The organism is Halobacillus naozhouensis, from assembly GCF_029714185.1.
Taxonomy (GTDB): Bacteria; Bacillota; Bacilli; order Bacillales; family Halobacillaceae; genus Halobacillus_A; species Halobacillus_A naozhouensis.
On the sequence record NZ_CP121671.1, the window covers coordinates 159,227 to 177,006 of the forward strand.

At 42.7% G+C, this 17,780-nt stretch carries 31 protein-coding genes and 1 pseudogene; all 32 read left to right on the top strand.

Annotation, left to right across the window (positions count from 1 at the left end):
• The first annotated feature begins 2 nt into the window (after positions 1-2).
• The 32 genes and pseudogenes from rpsC to P9989_RS01050 all read left to right on the top strand — a co-directional run bounded on the left by rpsC (position 3) and on the right by P9989_RS01050 (position 17,735).
• Positions 3-669: pseudogene (rpsC, locus tag P9989_RS00895) on the top strand (30S ribosomal protein S3).
• Positions 663-1,097, top strand: coding sequence for a 50S ribosomal protein L16 (rplP, locus tag P9989_RS00900; protein WP_079525143.1), 435 nt, complete (start codon positions 663-665; stop codon positions 1,095-1,097). Before rpsC ends, rplP begins: the two are co-directional and overlap by 7 nt.
• Positions 1,087-1,287 (top strand): 50S ribosomal protein L29, encoded by a 201-nt coding sequence (gene rpmC, locus P9989_RS00905; RefSeq protein ID WP_008636054.1) that lies wholly within the window; start codon positions 1,087-1,089, stop codon positions 1,285-1,287. Before rplP ends, rpmC begins: the two co-directional genes overlap by 11 nt.
• A gap of 24 nt (positions 1,288-1,311) precedes the next feature.
• Positions 1,312-1,575 (top strand): 30S ribosomal protein S17, encoded by a 264-nt coding sequence (rpsQ, locus tag P9989_RS00910; protein WP_283076992.1) that lies wholly within the window; start codon positions 1,312-1,314, stop codon positions 1,573-1,575.
• 41 nt (positions 1,576-1,616) lie between these two features.
• Positions 1,617-1,985, top strand: coding sequence for a 50S ribosomal protein L14 (rplN, locus tag P9989_RS00915; RefSeq protein ID WP_188379106.1), 369 nt, complete (start codon positions 1,617-1,619; stop codon positions 1,983-1,985).
• A 42-nt stretch (positions 1,986-2,027) separates the two neighbouring features.
• Complete coding sequence (gene rplX / locus P9989_RS00920; RefSeq protein ID WP_079525150.1) at positions 2,028-2,339, top strand: 50S ribosomal protein L24; 312 nt, start codon at positions 2,028-2,030, stop codon at positions 2,337-2,339.
• Positions 2,340-2,365: 26 nt separating this feature from the next.
• Positions 2,366-2,905, top strand: coding sequence for a 50S ribosomal protein L5 (gene rplE / locus P9989_RS00925; RefSeq protein ID WP_283076993.1), 540 nt, complete (start codon positions 2,366-2,368; stop codon positions 2,903-2,905).
• Between the two features lie 26 nt (positions 2,906-2,931).
• The gene (locus P9989_RS00930) at positions 2,932-3,117 is read left to right on the top strand and encodes a type Z 30S ribosomal protein S14 (RefSeq protein WP_035511674.1); all 186 of its coding nucleotides are present in this window, start codon (positions 2,932-2,934) and stop codon (positions 3,115-3,117) included.
• A gap of 30 nt (positions 3,118-3,147) precedes the next feature.
• A complete protein-coding gene (gene rpsH, locus P9989_RS00935) occupies positions 3,148-3,546 on the top strand; it encodes a 30S ribosomal protein S8 (RefSeq protein ID WP_204710840.1) in 399 nt (132 codons plus the stop codon).
• Positions 3,547-3,577: 31 nt separating this feature from the next.
• The gene (gene rplF / locus P9989_RS00940; RefSeq protein ID WP_283076994.1) at positions 3,578-4,114 is read left to right on the top strand and encodes a 50S ribosomal protein L6; all 537 of its coding nucleotides are present in this window, start codon (positions 3,578-3,580) and stop codon (positions 4,112-4,114) included.
• Between the two features lie 35 nt (positions 4,115-4,149).
• A complete protein-coding gene (gene rplR / locus P9989_RS00945; RefSeq protein ID WP_283076995.1) occupies positions 4,150-4,512 on the top strand; it encodes a 50S ribosomal protein L18 in 363 nt (120 codons plus the stop codon).
• A gap of 20 nt (positions 4,513-4,532) precedes the next feature.
• On the top strand, positions 4,533-5,030 hold the full coding sequence (rpsE, locus tag P9989_RS00950) for a 30S ribosomal protein S5 (RefSeq protein ID WP_079525159.1): 498 nt from the start codon (positions 4,533-4,535) through the stop codon (positions 5,028-5,030).
• 18 nt (positions 5,031-5,048) lie between these two features.
• Entirely contained in the window at positions 5,049-5,231 is a 183-nt protein-coding gene (gene rpmD, locus P9989_RS00955) for a 50S ribosomal protein L30 (protein WP_079525161.1), read from the top strand.
• Positions 5,232-5,262: 31 nt separating this feature from the next.
• Positions 5,263-5,703, top strand: coding sequence for a 50S ribosomal protein L15 (gene rplO / locus P9989_RS00960; protein WP_283076996.1), 441 nt, complete (start codon positions 5,263-5,265; stop codon positions 5,701-5,703).
• A complete protein-coding gene (gene secY / locus P9989_RS00965) occupies positions 5,703-6,995 on the top strand; it encodes a preprotein translocase subunit SecY (protein WP_283076997.1) in 1,293 nt (430 codons plus the stop codon). Before rplO ends, secY begins: the two co-directional genes overlap by 1 nt.
• 36 nt (positions 6,996-7,031) lie before the next feature.
• Complete coding sequence (locus P9989_RS00970; RefSeq protein WP_283076998.1) at positions 7,032-7,685, top strand: adenylate kinase; 654 nt, start codon at positions 7,032-7,034, stop codon at positions 7,683-7,685.
• A complete protein-coding gene (gene map / locus P9989_RS00975) occupies positions 7,682-8,428 on the top strand; it encodes a type I methionyl aminopeptidase (protein WP_283076999.1) in 747 nt (248 codons plus the stop codon). Before P9989_RS00970 ends, map begins: the two co-directional genes overlap by 4 nt.
• 16 nt (positions 8,429-8,444) lie before the next feature.
• Positions 8,445-8,780, top strand: coding sequence for a KOW domain-containing RNA-binding protein (locus P9989_RS00980; protein WP_283077000.1), 336 nt, complete (start codon positions 8,445-8,447; stop codon positions 8,778-8,780).
• Positions 8,758-8,976, top strand: a complete 219-nt coding sequence (gene infA, locus P9989_RS00985; RefSeq protein ID WP_079525173.1) for a translation initiation factor IF-1 — start codon at positions 8,758-8,760, stop codon at positions 8,974-8,976. Before P9989_RS00980 ends, infA begins: the two co-directional genes overlap by 23 nt.
• Positions 8,977-9,012: 36 nt before the next feature.
• Complete coding sequence (gene rpmJ, locus P9989_RS00990; protein WP_003156543.1) at positions 9,013-9,126, top strand: 50S ribosomal protein L36; 114 nt, start codon at positions 9,013-9,015, stop codon at positions 9,124-9,126.
• A gap of 25 nt (positions 9,127-9,151) precedes the next feature.
• Positions 9,152-9,517: a 30S ribosomal protein S13 gene (gene rpsM / locus P9989_RS00995; RefSeq protein WP_283077001.1), complete on the top strand. Its 366-nt coding sequence runs from the start codon at positions 9,152-9,154 to the stop codon at positions 9,515-9,517.
• Between the two features lie 25 nt (positions 9,518-9,542).
• Positions 9,543-9,938 carry a 30S ribosomal protein S11 gene (gene rpsK / locus P9989_RS01000; RefSeq protein ID WP_079525176.1) on the top strand — a complete coding sequence of 132 codons (396 nt, stop codon included), beginning with the start codon at positions 9,543-9,545 and terminating at the stop codon, positions 9,936-9,938.
• A gap of 175 nt (positions 9,939-10,113) precedes the next feature.
• Complete coding sequence (locus P9989_RS01005) at positions 10,114-11,058, top strand: DNA-directed RNA polymerase subunit alpha (RefSeq protein WP_283077002.1); 945 nt, start codon at positions 10,114-10,116, stop codon at positions 11,056-11,058.
• A 45-nt stretch (positions 11,059-11,103) separates the two neighbouring features.
• Positions 11,104-11,463 (top strand): 50S ribosomal protein L17, encoded by a 360-nt coding sequence (rplQ, locus tag P9989_RS01010; RefSeq protein WP_283077003.1) that lies wholly within the window; start codon positions 11,104-11,106, stop codon positions 11,461-11,463.
• A gap of 225 nt (positions 11,464-11,688) precedes the next feature.
• Positions 11,689-12,528, top strand: coding sequence for an energy-coupling factor ABC transporter ATP-binding protein (locus tag P9989_RS01015; protein ID WP_283077004.1), 840 nt, complete (start codon positions 11,689-11,691; stop codon positions 12,526-12,528).
• Positions 12,504-13,376 (top strand): energy-coupling factor ABC transporter ATP-binding protein, encoded by an 873-nt coding sequence (locus P9989_RS01020; protein WP_283077005.1) that lies wholly within the window; start codon positions 12,504-12,506, stop codon positions 13,374-13,376. The genes P9989_RS01015 and P9989_RS01020 overlap by 25 nt, the downstream gene beginning before the upstream one ends.
• Complete coding sequence (locus P9989_RS01025; protein ID WP_283077006.1) at positions 13,369-14,166, top strand: energy-coupling factor transporter transmembrane component T family protein; 798 nt, start codon at positions 13,369-13,371, stop codon at positions 14,164-14,166. Before P9989_RS01020 ends, P9989_RS01025 begins: the two co-directional genes overlap by 8 nt.
• 15 nt (positions 14,167-14,181) lie before the next feature.
• Positions 14,182-14,922, top strand: a complete 741-nt coding sequence (gene truA / locus P9989_RS01030; RefSeq protein WP_283077007.1) for a tRNA pseudouridine(38-40) synthase TruA — start codon at positions 14,182-14,184, stop codon at positions 14,920-14,922.
• A gap of 274 nt (positions 14,923-15,196) precedes the next feature.
• Positions 15,197-15,634 (top strand): 50S ribosomal protein L13, encoded by a 438-nt coding sequence (gene rplM / locus P9989_RS01035; RefSeq protein ID WP_079525190.1) that lies wholly within the window; start codon positions 15,197-15,199, stop codon positions 15,632-15,634.
• A 19-nt stretch (positions 15,635-15,653) separates the two neighbouring features.
• Complete coding sequence (gene rpsI / locus P9989_RS01040) at positions 15,654-16,046, top strand: 30S ribosomal protein S9 (RefSeq protein ID WP_163528039.1); 393 nt, start codon at positions 15,654-15,656, stop codon at positions 16,044-16,046.
• Positions 16,047-16,458: 412 nt separating this feature from the next.
• The gene (locus P9989_RS01045) at positions 16,459-16,851 is read left to right on the top strand and encodes a DoxX family protein (RefSeq protein WP_283077008.1); all 393 of its coding nucleotides are present in this window, start codon (positions 16,459-16,461) and stop codon (positions 16,849-16,851) included.
• A gap of 29 nt (positions 16,852-16,880) precedes the next feature.
• Positions 16,881-17,735, top strand: a complete 855-nt coding sequence (locus P9989_RS01050) for a VOC family protein (RefSeq protein WP_283077009.1) — start codon at positions 16,881-16,883, stop codon at positions 17,733-17,735.
• Positions 17,736-17,780 lie beyond the last annotated feature (45 nt).

A 17,780-nucleotide genomic window follows, 5' to 3' on the forward strand; every position in this document is an offset into this window, starting at 1 on the left:
CAGTGGGCCAAAAAGTTAATCCGGTAGGTCTTCGTATTGGCGTTATCCGTGACTGGGAGTCTAAGTGGTACGCTGGCAAAGACTATGCTGACTTGTTGCATGAAGATATTAAAGTTCGTGAATATATTGAACAACGTCTCAAAGATGCTGCCGTATCTACAATTGAAATTGAACGTGCAGCGAATCGTGTAAACATTACCATTCATACTGGTAAGCCAGGTATGGTTATCGGTAAAGGCGGTTCTGAAGTTGAAGCACTTCGTAAATCGCTAAATAACCTTACTGGTAAACGTGTTCACATCAATATTATTGAGGTGAAGAAACCTGATTTAAATGCTACTCTTGTAGCTGACAACATTGCACGTCAACTGGAAAACCGTGTATCTTTCCGTCGTGCTCAAAAACAAACAATCCAACGCGCTATGCGTGCAGGAGCTAAAGGTATTCGTACACAAGTATCTGGCCGCCTAGGCGGTGCGGATATCGCTCGTGCTGAATATTACAGTGAAGGAACAGTACCACTTCACACACTTCGTGCAGATATCGATTATGGAACTGCTGAAGCTGACACCACATACGGTAAACTTGGTGTTAAAGTGTGGATCTATCGTGGAGAAATCCTTCCAACTAAAAACAACAACTAAGGAAGGGGGAAAAGCATTATGTTAATGCCTAAACGTGTTAAATATCGTCGTCAACACCGTGCTAGCTTAAGAGGTCGTGCGAAAGGCGGCACTTCAGTAGATTTCGGTGAATATGGTTTGCAAGCAATCGATCCTGCATGGATCACAGCCCGTCAAATCGAGGCAGCGCGTATCGCAATGACTCGTTACATGAAGCGTGGCGGTAAAGTATGGATTAAAATCTTCCCGGATAAGCCTTATACTGCTAAACCCCTAGAAGTACGAATGGGTTCCGGTAAAGGTGCTCCAGAAGGCTTCGTAGCTGTAGTTAAGCCAGGGAAAATCTTGTTTGAAATTGCGGGTGTATCAGAAGAAGTTGCGCGCGAAGCGTTGCGTCTTGCTTCACACAAACTGCCGATCCGCACTAAATTTGTAAAACGTGAAGAAATTGGTGGTGAAATCAATGAAGGCTAATGAAATCCGTGAATTAACCACTGCCGAAATTGAACAAAAAGTTAAGTCTTTAAAAGAAGAACTTTTTAACCTGCGTTTCCAGCTGGCAACAGGTCAACTTGAGAACACTGCGCGTATTCGCGAAGTTCGCAAGTCAATCGCGCGAATGAAAACTGTTGCTCGCGAACGTGAGCTAGGCGTAAATAATTAATAAATGAGAGGAGGTCACCCTCACATGAGTGAACGTAACAATCGTAAAGTTTACACTGGACGTGTAGTATCAGACAAAATGGATAAAACCATTACTGTTCTAGTTGAGACATATAAGTTCCACAAACTTTATGGCAAACGCGTAAAGTATTCTAAAAAATTCAAGACTCATGACGAAAACAATCAAGCTAAAAACGGTGACGTTGTACGCATTATGGAAACACGACCGCTATCAGCGACAAAGCGTTTCCGTCTTGTAGAAGTCGTAGAAGAGTCTGTTATTATCTAATATAGTTCGCTCGGAAGGATTCCGAAGGGAGGTTACAGTGTATGATTCAACAGGAGACTCGTTTGAAAGTAGCCGACAACTCTGGTGCTCGTGAAATCCAGACGATTAAAGTATTGGGTGGATCAGGGCGTAAGACTGCTAACATCGGTGATATTATTACCGCTACTGTGAAACAGGCAACACCAGGAGGCGTTGTTAAAAAAGGTGAAGTTGTAAAAGCCGTTATTGTGCGTTCAAAGAGCGGAATGCGCCGTAAAGATGGTTCTTACATTCGTTTCGATGAAAACGCAGCAGTAATCGTACGTGATGATAAAGGACCACGCGGAACACGTATCTTTGGTCCAGTAGCTCGTGAACTTCGTGACGCAAAATTCATGAAGATCGTATCATTAGCTCCAGAAGTATTGTAAAAACTCTGATTTGAAATGCCTTGTTAAGGAGGTGCGCGAAGCATGCACGTGAAAAAAGGTGACAAAGTTATGGTAATTTCCGGTAAGGATAAAGGCAAACAAGGTTCAATCCTTGAAGCATACCCGAAGAAAGACCGTGTTCTTGTTGAAGGTGTAAACGAGGTTAAGAAACACGCTAAACCTTCCCAAGATAACCCACAGGGTGGGATTCTTACTCAGGAAGCGCCAATTCACGTTTCCAACGTAATGCCGATTGATCCTAAATCCGGCGAACCAACACGTGTTGGTTATAAAGTTGAGAACGGAAAAAAAGTTCGTATCGCGAAAAAATCTGGTGAAGCTTTAGATAAATAATCCAGTGACGAAAGGAGGGCCACTTGATGAACCAATTCAAGAAAAAATATCAAGAAGAAATTGTGCCATCTATGATGAGCAAGTTTAATTACGACTCTATTATGCAAGCACCTAAAATCGAAAAAATTGTCATTAATATGGGTGTTGGGGATGCAGTACAGAATGCGAAAGCACTTGATTCAGCTGTAGAAGAATTATCATTAATCTCTGGCCAAAAGCCAATGATCACAAAAGCTAAGAAATCTATTGCAGGTTTCCGTTTGCGTGAAGGTATGCCAATTGGTGCGAAAGTAACTCTTCGCGGAGAGCGTATGTATGAATTCTTCCAAAAGCTAGTATCTGTTTCTTTACCACGTGTGCGTGACTTCCGCGGAATCTCAAAGAAAGCTTTTGACGGACGTGGAAACTATACACTAGGGGTTAAAGAGCAGCTGATTTTCCCAGAAATTAATTATGACAAAGTAGATAAAGTGCGTGGCATGGATATCGTAATCGTCACAACGGCTGACACTGACGAAGAATCACGTGAACTATTAGCTCAATTCGGTATGCCGTTCAAGAAATAATGAGCTAACTTTAAGGAGGGAAAATTGTGGCTAAAAAATCAATGGTCGCGAAGCAGCAGCGCAAACAAAAGTACCAAGTACGTGAATATACCCGCTGCGAACGTTGCGGACGTCCTCATTCCGTACTTCGTAAATTTAAGCTTTGCCGTATTTGTTTCCGTGAACTTGCATACAAAGGACAAATCCCTGGTGTCAAAAAAGCCAGCTGGTAAACCCGATATAGGGAAGGAGGTATATGAGTTATGACTATGACAGATCCAATTGCAGATATGCTTACGCGTATTCGCAACGCGAATATGGTTCGTCACGAGAAGCTTGAACTACCAGCTTCTAAAGTGAAAAAAGAAATTGCTGATATCCTAAAACGTGAAGGTTTTGTACGTGATTATGAATTTGTAGAGGATAGCAAACAAGGTGTCCTGCGCATATTCCTTAAGTACGGCCAAAATGAAGAGCGTGTTATCACTGGTGTGAAGCGTATCAGTAAACCAGGACTACGTGTTTATGCTAAAGCCGAAGAACTACCAAAAGTTCTAAACGGACTTGGCGTTGCCGTTGTTTCTACTTCAAAAGGTGTATTAACTGACAAAGAAGCTCGTGAACAAGCCATTGGCGGCGAAGTTCTAGCATATGTTTGGTAATCGAATTAGATAAGACAGGAGGTGCAAATGAATGTCTCGCGTAGGATTAAAATCATTAGAAATCCCTGAAGGTGTAGAAATCATTCAGGATAATAATACAATCACAGTTAAAGGGCCAAAAGGTGAATTAACTCGTACTTTCCACGAAGATATTACGGTGAAGATTGAAGATAACGTTCTTACAGTAGCTCGCCCAAGCGATCATAAAGAACATCGTGCTCTTCACGGTACAACCCGCAGTCTGATCGGAAACATGGTTGAGGGAGTATCTAAAGGATACGAGAAAAGCCTTGAAATTATCGGTGTAGGTTACCGTGCTCAGAAACAGGGAGATACAGTTGTTATTAACGCTGGTTATTCTCACCCTGTAGAAGTTGAGAAGCGTGAAGGAATCGAAATCGATGTGCCATCCAACACGAAGCTGACTATTAAAGGAATTGACAAAGAACTTGTCGGCGCTGTTGCTGCAAAGATTCGTGCTATTCGTCCTCCAGAGCCTTATAAAGGTAAAGGAATTCGTTATGAAAACGAACGTGTTCGCAGAAAAGAAGGTAAAACAGCTAAATAAGGTGCAAAGGTAAGGAATAGAAAGGAGTGACCCAGATGATCACGAAGGCTGATAAAAATGCCGTACGTAAGAAGCGTCATGCCCGTGTTCGTACTACTGTTGCTGGTACTGCAGAGCGTCCACGCTTGAACGTTTACCGCTCTAACAAACACATCTATGCACAGCTAATCGATGATACGAACCAAGTTACACTAGCAAGTGCTTCTACTGTTGAAAAAGACTTCGGTCTTGATAACACTGGAAATACTGAAGCAGCTGAAAAAGTCGGTGAATTAGTAGCTAAACGTGCCAAAGACAACGGGTATAAAGTCGTTGTGTTCGACCGTGGCGGTTACTTGTATCATGGACGTGTAAAAGCTCTAGCAGACGCGGCTCGCGAAGCCGGCCTGGAATTTTAATCGTTAAAGGAGGGACATAAATGCTAACAAACATTGACCCTAGTAAACTAGATCTAGAAGAACGCGTAGTAACGATAAACCGTGTTGCAAAAGTAGTTAAAGGTGGCCGTCGCTTCCGTTTTGCTGCATTGGTTGTTGTAGGAGATAAAAATGGTCATGTAGGATTTGGTACTGGTAAAGCGCAAGAGGTACCAGATGCGATTAAGAAAGCTATTGATGATGCGAAAAAGAATCTTATTTCAGTACCAATAAAAGATACGACGATCCCACACGAAATCACAGGACAATTTGGTGCAGGCAGCATTCTTATGAAGCCGGCAGCAGAAGGTACCGGAGTTATCGCAGGTGGTCCTGTACGTGCGGTTCTTGAGCTTGCAGGTGTTCAAGACATCCTTTCTAAGTCACTTGGCTCTAACACACCTATTAACATGGTGCGTGCTACTCTAAGTGGACTTGGCGAGCTTAAGCGCGCAGAAGACGTTGCTCGACTTCGTGGGAAGTCCGTAGAAGAACTGTAGGATAAGGAGGGAAATAAAATGGCTAAAAAGTTAGAAATTACCCTCACGCGCAGTGTTATTGGCAGACCTGAAGATCAACGCGCAACTGTTAAAGCGCTAGGTCTAAACAAAATCCGTCAATCTGTCGTAATTGAAGATAACCCAGCGATCCGAGGTATGGCTAATAAGGTATCTCACCTTGTATCGATTAAAGAAGTATAAGCTAAGAATTAATAAATAAGGAGGTGCTCGCATGAAACTGCATGAATTGAAACCAGCAGCTGGATCTCGTAAAGAACGAAACCGTGTTGGACGTGGAATGGCTTCCGGTAACGGAAAAACATCCGGTCGTGGCCATAAAGGCCAAGGACAACGCTCTGGCAGCAAAACACGCCCAGGTTTTGAAGGTGGTCAAATGCCGTTGTTCCAACGTCTACCTAAGCGCGGATTTACGAACATTCACCGTAAGGATTTTGCGATTATTAATCTTGATGCTCTTAACCGTTTTGAAGAAGGCACCGAGGTTACTCCTGAACTTCTACTTGAAACTGGTGTAGTCAGCAAGCAAAAAGCTGGCATCAAAGTTCTAGGTAAAGGTTCTATCGAGAAAAAACTTACAGTGAAAGCTCATAAGTTCTCTGCTTCAGCGAAAGAGGCTATCGAAGCAGCGGGCGGTCAAACTGAGGTGATTTAATGTTCCGGACAATCTCCAATTTTATGCGCGTGGGTGATATTCGGCGGAAAATTATCTTCACTTTATTGATGCTCATTGTTTTTCGCCTGGGTACATTCATACCTGTACCATTTACAAATCAGGATGCCATTAACTTCATGGATGAACAGAATGCATTCGGATTCTTGAATACATTTGGAGGCGGTGCGCTACAGAATTTCTCTATATTTGCTATGGGGATTATGCCGTACATCACAGCCTCCATCATTATGCAGCTATTGCAAATGGATGTAGTCCCTAAGTTTGCGGAATGGAAAAGTCAAGGTGATGTAGGCCGTCGAAAATTAGCTCAGTTTACCCGCTATGGAACAATCGCTCTAGCTTTTGTTCAAGCAATTGGAATGTCGATCGGTTTTAACACACTTGCTGGTGGTCAATTGATTAATAATCCTAGTGTTTTAACATACGCTGTCATTGCTCTTGTACTAACAGGGGGAACAGCGTTCCTAATGTGGCTAGGGGAACAGATTACTTCTCATGGTGTTGGAAACGGGATATCCATTCTAATTTTTGCCGGGATTGTTGCAGCGATTCCAACAGGTGTGAATCAACTTTACGACCAGTATATCTCTGGTGCTGGGGATCAGTTGTTCATGAACCTTGTAATTATTGCGATCATCGCTTTGGTTATCGTTGCCGTAGTTGTTGGAGTTATCTTTATCCAGCAAGCGCTTCGTAAGATTCCAATCCAATATGCAAAAAAATTGGTAAACCGTTCGCCGGTTGGTGGACATTCCACCCACTTACCGATTAAAGTGAATGCTGCAGGGGTTATTCCTGTAATCTTCGCTATTTCATTTATTATCGCTCCAAGAACCGTTGCCGGTTTCTTTGAAGGGAATGAAGTGGCTTCTGTCATTCAATATATATTTGATTATCAGAACTGGCCTGGAATGATTATCTATGTTGCGTTAATTATTGCCTTCACTTATTTCTATACATTCGTTCAGGTAAACCCAGAGCAAATGGCAGAGAATTTGAAGAAGCAAGGTGGGTATATCCCTGGTATTCGTCCTGGCGCAAATACTGAGACCTATCTGACAAGGGTTATGTACCGGTTAACCTTCGTAGGTTCTATTTTCCTAGCAGCTGTTTCGATTCTTCCGATTATACTAGGTGCTGCTGCAGAACTGCCACCGACTATACAAATTGGAGGAACTGGCCTGCTCATCGTCGTAGGGGTTGCCCTTGAAATGATGAAGCAGCTTGAAAGTCAGCTTGTGAAACGCCATTATCAAGGCTTTATTAAGTAGTTAAGCAAGATAATGAAATGAGACGGAGGGAATACGTTGAATTTAATTCTGATGGGTCTTCCTGGTGCCGGTAAAGGTACGCAGGCGGAGAAGATAGTCGAAAAATATAACATCCCTCATATCTCAACTGGAGATATGTTCCGTTTAGCTATCAAAGAAGGAACAAAACTTGGCCAAGAGGCCAAATCGTATATGGACAATGGCGAGTTAGTCCCAGATGAAGTAACCATCGGGATCGTTCGTGAGCGTCTAAGTAAGTCAGATTGTCAAAATGGGTTCTTGCTGGATGGTTTTCCTAGAACCATTGCTCAAGCAGAAGCATTGGAGAATTTGCTCAAAGATATGAAAGAATCTATTGATTACGTTCTTCATATTGAAGTTCCCAAAGACCAACTCATTGAACGCCTTACTGGACGAAGAGTTTGTCCGACATGTGGAGCAACTTACCACGTTGTATTTAACCCGCCTGAAGTGGAAGGAAAGTGCGACCACGATGATACCGAGTTAATTCAACGTGAAGACGACCAGCCTGAAACCGTGAAAAAACGTTTAGAAGTAAATGTGGAGCAATCACAACCTCTTTTAGACTTCTACCAGGATAAAGGATATTTAGTGAGCTTCAATGGTGATAGAGATATTGACCTTGTTTTCCAAGACATTGACAAAAAGCTCGGAGGCCTTGTGAAATGATTATTTGCAAAACACCACGGGAAATTGAAATTATGCGTGAAGCAGGCAGAATTGTTGCCTTAACGCACCAAGAAATGAAGAAAAGTATCCGACCCGGTGTAACAACTGGAGAATTGGATCAAATTGCAGATCAATTTATACGCAGTATGGATGCAATCCCTTCTTTTAAAGGTTATAATGGATTCCGTGGTAGTATTTGTGCATCGGTCAATGAAGAGCTCGTCCATGGAATACCGGGAGACCGGGTTTTAAACGAGGGTGATATCATTAGTATCGATATTGGTGCAAACTATAAAGGCTACCATGGTGACTCGGCTTGGACTTACCCTGTCGGCACCGTGGACGAAAACACAGAGGATTTGCTGAGAGTAACGGAGACATCATTGTTAAAGGGACTTGATGAAGCGAAGCCTGGTGAACGCCTTTCTAATATATCCCATGCCATTCAAAGCTATGTCGAAGCTGAAGGTTTTTCGATTGTACGCGAATATGTGGGCCATGGTGTTGGGCAAGATCTTCATGAGGACCCTCAAATTCCTCATTACGGTCCGCCCAATAAAGGTCCCCGCTTGAAACCAGGAATGGTTCTGGCTGTAGAGCCAATGGTTAATGCCGGGTCCCGGTATGTGAAGACCCTGTCGGACCGTTGGACGGTAGTGACACAAGATGGTAAAATGTGTGCGCATTTCGAACACACCATTGCGATTACGGAAGAAGGTTACGAAGTATTAACTAAATCCTAAGTGAAGGTGATTGTGTTTGAATGAATCTGAGTCGAGTCCACGAATAGGTCAAGTTGTTCGCATTGTGCAAGGACGAGAGGCAGGACAGTATGCGGTGATAATAAATATACTGGATGGCCGCTTTTTGCTGCTTGCCGATGGAGAGAAACGTAAGTACGATCGACCAAAGAAAAAGAATCTGCAACACGTGGAGCTTATGGATTTTATCTCTCCAGAAGTCCAAAACAGCCTTCTGGAAACTGGTCGCGTCACAAATGGCAAGCTTCGATTTGCCGTATCTAAATATGTCAATGAAGAAGTGACTGATTTGAAGAAGGGAGATCAACTCGATGGCGAAAGACGATGTAATTGAAGTGGAAGGAACTGTCGTTGAAACTTTACCGAATGCACAATTTAAGGTAGAGCTGGAAAACGAACATACCGTTTTAGCTCATGTTTCTGGTAAAATTCGTATGCACTTCATTCGAATCCTGCCAGGAGACAAAGTAACGGTGGAACTTTCCCCATATGATTTGACAAAAGGACGTATTACGTACCGTTATAAATAATAGTATGAAGCTCCGTTATAAAAGGAGGTATGGATGATGAAGGTAAGGCCTTCTGTAAAACCAATTTGCGAAAAATGCAAAGTAATCCGTCGTAAGGGTAAAGTAATGGTAATTTGTGAAAACCCTAAACACAAACAAAAACAAGGTTAATTAAAGAAGGAGGTGCACGTATCCAATGGCACGTATAGCAGGTGTAGATATTCCTCGCGATAAGCGGGTAGTCATATCTTTAACTTACATTTATGGTGTTGGTAAACCATTAGCTACTGAAATTTTAGCTGAAGCAGGCGTTTCTGAAGATACTCGTGTCCGTGATCTTACAGAAGATGAACTAGGTAAGATTCGTTCAGCAGTTGATAATCACAATGTTGAGGGTGATCTTCGTCGTGAAAACTCTCTTAACATCAAACGTCTAATTGAAATTGGTTCCTACCGCGGAATTCGCCACCGTCGCGGACTTCCAGCTCGCGGACAAAAAACAAAGAACAATTCTCGTACACGTAAAGGACCACGTCGTACCGTGGCGAATAAGCGTAAATAATTAACAAAGAAGGAGGTTAAACCACATGGCACGTAAAGGAAATACTCGTAGTCGTAAGCGTCGCGTGAAAAAGAATATTGAGAGTGGTGTGGCGCACATTCGCTCTACTTTTAACAATACGATCGTATCGATCACCGACGTGCAAGGTAACGTAATCGCTTGGAGCAGTGCTGGTGTACTAGGCTTCAAAGGTTCTCGTAAATCTACTCCATTTGCCGCTCAAATGGCTTCAGAAGCTGCAGCGAAAGATGCAATGGATAATGGTATGAAGACGATTGAAGTGACTGTTAAAGGGCCAGGAGCTGGTCGTGAAGCAGCGATTCGTTCACTACAAGCCGTTGGACTAGAGATCACAGCGATTCGTGACGTGACTCCAGTACCGCATAACGGTTGCCGCCCGCCAAAACGTCGTCGCGTATAATAATTCTGAATAGAATTTGTCACCCTGTCTATAATGGGTTATGATAGCTTTTAATCAGCACCGCATTAGACAGTAAATAAGTAGTTGTCTTGTATGGGACTGCCTACCTGAGGAATTTCGGTTAGACCAATTGTCTAACCGGGGTTTCGACGTTTTGAAGGAGGGTTTTGTTTAAATGATCGAAATTGAAAAGCCAAAAATTGAACCGGTTGAGATCAGCGAAGACTCCACATTTGGTAAATTCGTCGTCGAACCGCTCGAACGTGGATATGGTACAACACTAGGTAACTCCTTGCGTCGTATCTTGCTATCCTCACTTCCTGGCGCTGCTGTAACATCAGTTCAAATTGATGGGGTACTCCATGAATTCTCAACAATCGAAGGTGTCGTTGAAGATGTTACAACTGTTATTTTGAATCTAAAGAAACTAGCTTTAAAGATTTATTCTGATGAAGAGAAGACTTTAGAGATTGATGTTCAAAACGAAGGGAAGGTTACCGCTGCGGACATCACGCATGACAGCGATGTAGAAGTGTTAAATCCAGACCTTCAAATCGCGACGTTAGACAGCCAGACGTCTTTGCGTGTTCGTATTACTGCTGAGCGCGGAAGAGGATACCGCCCAGCTGAGGGGAACAATCACGAAGATTTACCAATTGGCGTGATTCCAGTTGACTCAATCTTTACGCCCGTTTCTCGTGTAACATACCAAGTGGAAAACACTCGTATTGGTCAGACTTCAAACTTTGATAAACTAACGTTAGACGTATGGACTGACGGAAGCATTCGCCCAGAAGAGGCAATCTCTCTCGGAGCCAAGATCTATATGGAACACCTAAATATCTTTGTAGGCCTTACTGATGAAGCTCAAAAAGCTGAAATTATGGTTGAAAAAGAAGAGGACCAAAAAGAAAAGGTTCTAGAGATGACGATTGAAGAACTCGACCTCTCCGTACGTTCATACAATTGTCTGAAGCGTGCAGGTATTAACACTGTTCAGGAGCTTGCGAACAAGTCTGAGGATGACATGATGAAAGTCCGTAACCTTGGCCGTAAATCTCTTGAAGAAGTGAAGCATAAGCTGAATGAGCTCGGACTTGGTTTGAGAAAAGAAGATTAATTGATCGATCACATCTAAGAGATTCTGATAAGGGAGGGATAATCCATGGCTAGAAAGTTAGGACGTACTACCGATCAACGTATGGCGCTTCTTCGTAACTTAGCGACAGACTTGATCATTCATGAACGTATTGAAACAACAGAAGCAAAAGCAAAAGAGCTTCGTTCTGTTGTAGAAAAAATGATTACACTAGGTAAACGAGGAGATCTTCATGCCCGTCGTCAGGCTGAATCATTCCTTTACCGTGCTGATGCGAATGAAGAAGGAGATCAAACAGCCCTGCAAAAGCTGTTCTCTGATATCGCTCCACGCTATGAGGAACGCCAAGGTGGATACACTCGCGTGCTTAAGCTAGGCGAGCGTAAAGGTGACGGTGCTAAGATGGCAATCATTGAACTAGTTTAATGTGAACCATTTGTATGGACACAAAAGGGCAGGGTGGAATCTCTTGTATGAGGTTAACTCCAGCCCTTTTTTTATTTTATATTTTTCTTTTTCTGAGCAATCGGTAAGACCCCTGTTGCTTATGAAGTCAGTTTTTACAGTTGAAAAGAACTTGTCGATGTGAATCAGGAAATGTTGAAATCTATTTCCCGGGAAATAGATTTGTCGAGCAGAGGGGGGAACCTTGTGAGTGTGAGTCAGATTGAGTTTAGAAACGTATCCTTTCGCTACCAGGAGGATATGCCTTGGGTGTTAAAAAATGTTAGCTTTACCATCCCGGAGAATGAGTGGGTGGCGGTTATAGGCCATAATGGATCAGGGAAATCAACGATTGCCAAGTTGATGAATGGTTTGCTCTTCCCTCAAGAGGGAGAGATTATGGTTGATGGTCAAAAGGTTGAAGCAGAGACGGTCTGGGGTGTGAGGAAAAAGGTAGGAATGGTTTTCCAAAATCCAGACAACCAGTTTGTTGGGACTACTGTACGCGATGATGTTGCTTTCGGGATGGAGAATCATGGCATGCCAAGGCCCCTCATGATTGAGCGTATCCAGGAAAGCCTTTCTGCTGTTGGGATGAGCGGTTACGAACGGCAGGAGCCGCATCGTTTGTCTGGCGGACAGAAACAACGAGTAGCAGTTGCCAGTGTCCTAGCCGTCTCGCCAAAATATATGATTTTAGATGAGGCTACAGCCATGCTGGACCCCCAGGGTAGAAAGGAAATATTAACTACGATGCTCGATGTACAGGAGCAAAGGAACCTTTCTTTAATTACCATTACTCATGACTTACATGAGGTAGTCCAAGCGGAACGCGTTCTTGTCATGAATGAAGGAGAAGTTTGGTTAGAAGGGACCCCTCGCGAGATTTTCGCGAAAAAAGAACAATTAACTGAAATTGGCTTAGATACTCCCTTTGTCACGAAATTAGCGGATGAATTGAAATCTGCTGGTGTTGACCTTAGCCGTGAGCCACTTAATCACCAGGAGTTGCTGGAGGAACTATGGACATTTCATTCCAAGAAGTAAGCTATGTCTATCAGCCGAAGAGTCCATTTGAGCACAGGGCATTAAACAATCTCTCCTTTAACATACCATCTGGAGCTTTCGTGGCTGTAATTGGTCATACTGGTTCTGGTAAGTCCACCTTAATACAACACTTAAATGGACTTGTTCAGCCAACAGAAGGAGAAGTCATAGTTGGGGAATATCATCTTAAGGCTGGGGAGAAGAACAAACAACTAAGATCGTTACGTGAAAAGGTTGGTGTAGTCTTTCAATATCCTGAACATCAATTGTTTGAAGAAAATGTCGAAAAGGACATTGCATTTGGTCCCATGAACTTTGGTGTGCCACAAGAAGAAATCAAACGACGTACGGGAGAGGCTGTCACATCTGTTCATTTGCCTGAAGATATTCTAGATCGTTCCCCTTTTGACCTAAGTGGTGGTCAAATGCGCCGTGTCGCAATAGCGGGTGTTCTGGCCATGAATCCAGAGGTCCTAGTTCTCGATGAACCGACAGCTGGACTTGATCCAAGTGGACAGAGGGAAATTATGAATATGTTTGCCCGAATCCATAAAGAGAAAGGTCTGACAACCGTGCTGGTTACACATAGCATGGAGGACGCCTTAGATTATGCAGATCACGTCATTATTTTGAATCAAGGGGAAGTCTTCATGCAAGGAGCGCCTGCCGATATCCTTCAAAAGAAACAGGAACTGAGTGAAGTGCAGCTGGATGTCCCGGAGATTATCCATTTCATAAATCAGGCAGAAGAAAAGTTCAATATGAAAATTCCTTTTCATAAACAGTCAGTAGCAGAGTTAGCAAAGGAGTTGGCTCAGATGGTGAAGGGTGGCCGCGATCATGAGTAGTTCAATGATTATTGGTCAATATATTCCGGGGGACTCCGTTGTTCATCGACTGGATCCTCGTTCGAAAATCGCCATGATCTTCTTTTTTGTTGTGATCGTATTTTTTGCTAATTCTGTTCTGAGTTATGGTTTACTTACTCTTTTTGCCATCGGGAGTGCTATTGCTACACGTATCCCGATTCGTTACATTATTAAAGGGTTGAAACCTGTGTGGTTTCTTATTGCATTCACGTTCCTGCTTCATTTGATCGTGACGAAAGAAGGTGAGGTGCTTACGACAATCCTGGGCTGGGAGCTCTATGAAGGAGCTCTTATACAGGGAGCGGCTATCTCATTACGTTTCTTTCTGTTAATCATGGTTACGTCACTGCTTACTTTGACAACAACTCCAATTGAAATTACCGATGCGATTGAGCAGCTGCTTGGTCCTTTGAAAAAAATTCGCTTTCCGGTTCATGAGCTGGCGCTTATGATGTCAATTTCGCTTCGGTTTATTCCAACACTCATGCAGGAAACGGAAAAAATCTCAAAAGCTCAAGCTTCAAGAGGAGTAGACTTTCGCACAGGATCATTTAAAGACCGTATAAAGGCTGTTGTTCCACTTTTAGTACCTTTGTTCGTCAGCGCCTTCAAACGCGCTGAGGAGCTTGCTATGGCGATGGAGGCAAGAGGCTATAAAGGCGGGGAAGGTCGGACGAAACTGAGAGAACTTCAAATTAGCCGAACGGACTATTATATTTATATTCTATTTGCTTTAGTAGTGATTGGTTTATTTTTAACAAGGAATTAGGTGGAGGAGATCCAAATGCAGCGGTTGAAATGCAGAGTGGAATACGATGGGACAGCCTATGCCGGTTATCAAGTCCAGCCGAACGGTGTGACCATTCAGGCAAAAATTGAGAACGCACTGACCCAAATGCACAAGGGTGAAAGAGTTAAGGTTATCGCGTCAGGTAGGACCGATGCCGGTGTGCATGCAGTCGGTCAGGTCATCCACTTTGATACGAACTTACACATTCCTGCCTCTAATTGGAAAAGAGCATTAAGTTCGATGCTTCCCAGCGATATTCGTGTCGCAAATGCAGAACAGGTTTCCGAAGATTTCCATGCCCGTTACGATGCAAAAGGGAAAGAATACCGTTATTACGTATGGAATTCCCCTGAAGCTAATTTGTTTCGCCGGCTTTATACGTATCATATTAGAAAACCACTGGATATAGAATCTATGCGGGAGGCGTGCAGGTGGGTAGAAGGAGAGCATGATTTTACTTCTTTCTGTTCCCCCCGAACTGATTTGAAAGGGAGCAAAGTCCGCACCATTAGAAAAGCGGCGATTGAGCAGCAAGGGACGGAACTTGTTTTTATTTTTAAAGGAAACGGCTTTTTATATAATATGGTACGGATTCTAGTAGGCACGATTCTTGAAGTAGGACTTGGTGACCGAACGCCTGATGAGCTTAAAACGATGCTTGCAGCTGGAGACCGGAAATCAGCTGGGAAAACAGCACCGCCTCATGGGTTGTTTTTATGGAATGTAGACTATTGATCCTGGTTTTACTGAGCTGAGCTGCCTATATATGCAATTCACGATAGCTTTCGCGCAATTAAGCCGTAAAATATGCAATCATCGAAGATCCCATGAAATAATTTTAAAAAACAACGATTCCTGGTGTGCGAAGACTTGACATTGGGACAGAGAGTGTTATATTATATTCTATGGCATTTTATTTCTAGACCACGGTTAGCCCCGGAAACTAATCGTATTTGAGATAAATAATAATGAAGCTATGTGAAACTAACAATTCAGGAGGGAAACCGATATGCGCACAACTTTCATGGCAAATGAAAACAACGTGGAACGCAAATGGTTTGTTGTGGATGCTGCAGGGCAGACACTTGGCCGTTTGGCAAGCGAAGTTGCTGCGATCCTTCGCGGTAAAAATAAACCAACGTATACACCACACGTTGACACTGGTGACCATGTCATCATCATCAATGCAGGAGAAATCGAACTAACTGGTAACAAAATCAATGATAAGATTTACTATCGTCATTCTAATCACCCAAGTGGTTTGAAATCTCGTACAGCTAACGAAATGCGTACAAAATATCCTGAGCAAATGCTAGAGCTTGCTGTAAAAGGTATGCTGCCTAAAGGAAGCCTAGGACGCAAAATGGGTAAAAAACTTCATGTGTACGCTGGATCTGAGCACAAACATGAAGCACAACAACCAGAAGTTTACGAACTTCGTGGATAATTAAAGGAGGTAATCGATAGTGGCACAAGTACAATACTCCGGTACTGGACGTCGTAAAAAGTCGACAGCTCGTGTTCGCCTTGTTCCAGGAACTGGTCGTGTAGTAGTAAACAAACGTGATGCTGAAGACTTTTTCCCATATGAAACACTTCGTATGATTCTGAAACAGCCTCTTGCTGTTACAGAGACTGAAGGTAACTATGATGTTTATGTAAATGTTGATGGTGGAGGTTTCACTGGTCAAGCTGGTGCAATCCGTCACGGAATCGCCCGTGCGCTGCTTCAAGCAGATCCAGAATACCGTACACCACTTAAACGCGCAGGACTACTAACTCGTGATGCACGTATGAAAGAGCGTAAGAAATACGGTCTTAAAGGTGCACGTCGTGCTCCACAGTTCTCTAAGCGTTAATATTACTTTTCTAAAAGCCCCTTATCCTATGTCGGATAAGGGGCTTTTGTTATATAAACTTGTTTTACCTATTTGATTAAGCCATGTTTTTGCCCTTCAAGGTAAGGTTTGAGATCCTCTCATGACAGTTCATTGATATTCCCCTTTACAATGCTCACATTTTAATTCGTTATTTTTGAAGTATTTCCATAGATACCTAATACCTCATAACTCCACTCCGATCTATCGCTTTATTTTAAATGCGCCTTCCGATTTTAGGATTGCTGTGACAGCCTTTTTCATAGATGATTCCCCTTTAAGTTTTTTCTAACAGAAATAAATCGTCCAGCTATATACTTCTTGACACAATTAAATTACTAATATACACTTACTTACATAAAGTAACTAAATTATAGAAAAGGATGTAATACAAATGATAGCAAGAGGGGAAATAGGCGCCATAATTCTAAGATTATTTTTAGGCTTAACGTTCTTTATTCATGGGTTGGCTAAATTTCAAGGTGGGATTGGCAATACCGCTAGGTTCTTTGAAAGCTTAGGGATCCCGGGATTTGCTGCCTATGTGATAGCGGCCATCGAGTTAATCGGAGGTCTGGCGGTAATCGTGGGTATCGCAACAAAAGTGATATCTGTTTTATTTGCACTTATTATGGTAGGAGCTATTATGCAGGCGAAGTTTGCAGCAGGCTTTCTAGGGGGATACGAACTGGACTTAGCTTTACTAGTGATTTCCGTTTTTATTGCATTGTCGAATCGAAACATTTGGGCACTAGATAATGTGATTTTTTCCAAAAAGCAAAGTTAGATTTTTTATTCACACAGGAGGTAAGAAAGGTGGAAGTACAATTTTTTCAAGAACCCAATACATTTGTCGGACATGTCGAATTAAAAGTACAAAATTTAGAAGCATCTATTAAGTTTTATAAGGAAGTACTCGGATTTCAAATTCTAGAACAATCTGAAAGAAGAGCATCATTAACAGCTAATGGTAAAAGGCCACTACTGACAATCGAACAACCTCAGCCAGCAGGACCGAAGGAAGCTAATAGATCTGGCCTGTATCATTTTGCGATACTACTGCCTAATCGGTTAGAATTAGCGAAAATATTAAAGCACTTTGCTGAGCAGAACCAACAGCTGGGAGCATCCGACCATCTTGTGAGTGAAGCTCTTTACTTGAACGACCCCGATGGAAATGGTATTGAAATTTATACGGACCGTGAATCTTCCACATGGAACTGGCAAAACAATGAAGTGATTATGACGGTAGATCCATTAGATGCTGAAGATATTCTTGCCGAGCTTGAGGGTGAGAGCTGGGGAGGAATGCCGGAAGGGACAGTCATGGGTCATATTCATTTACATGTATCGGAATTACAGAAAACAGAAGAATTTTATAATAAAGGACTTGGCTTTGATGTAGTATGCCGATTTGGCAAGCAGGCACTGTTTATGTCTACGGGGAACTACCATCACCATATAGGCTTAAACACATGGGCTGGAGTTGGTGCTCCGGCGTCGTCAGAACAAAGTGCAGGCTTGAAAGTATTTTCTCTCGTATTTTCAAGTGAAGAAGCTAGACAAGAAGTAATTGAACAAGTGCAGCGCCTGGGGTATGAAGTTAAAAACGAAGACGGCTCTTTTGTTACGAAAGACCCTTCTGGAAATTTGATTAAGCTGACAGTTTAGAAGTGAATAATTATACAAAAACTTCCACCTCATGTCTTCCATCAT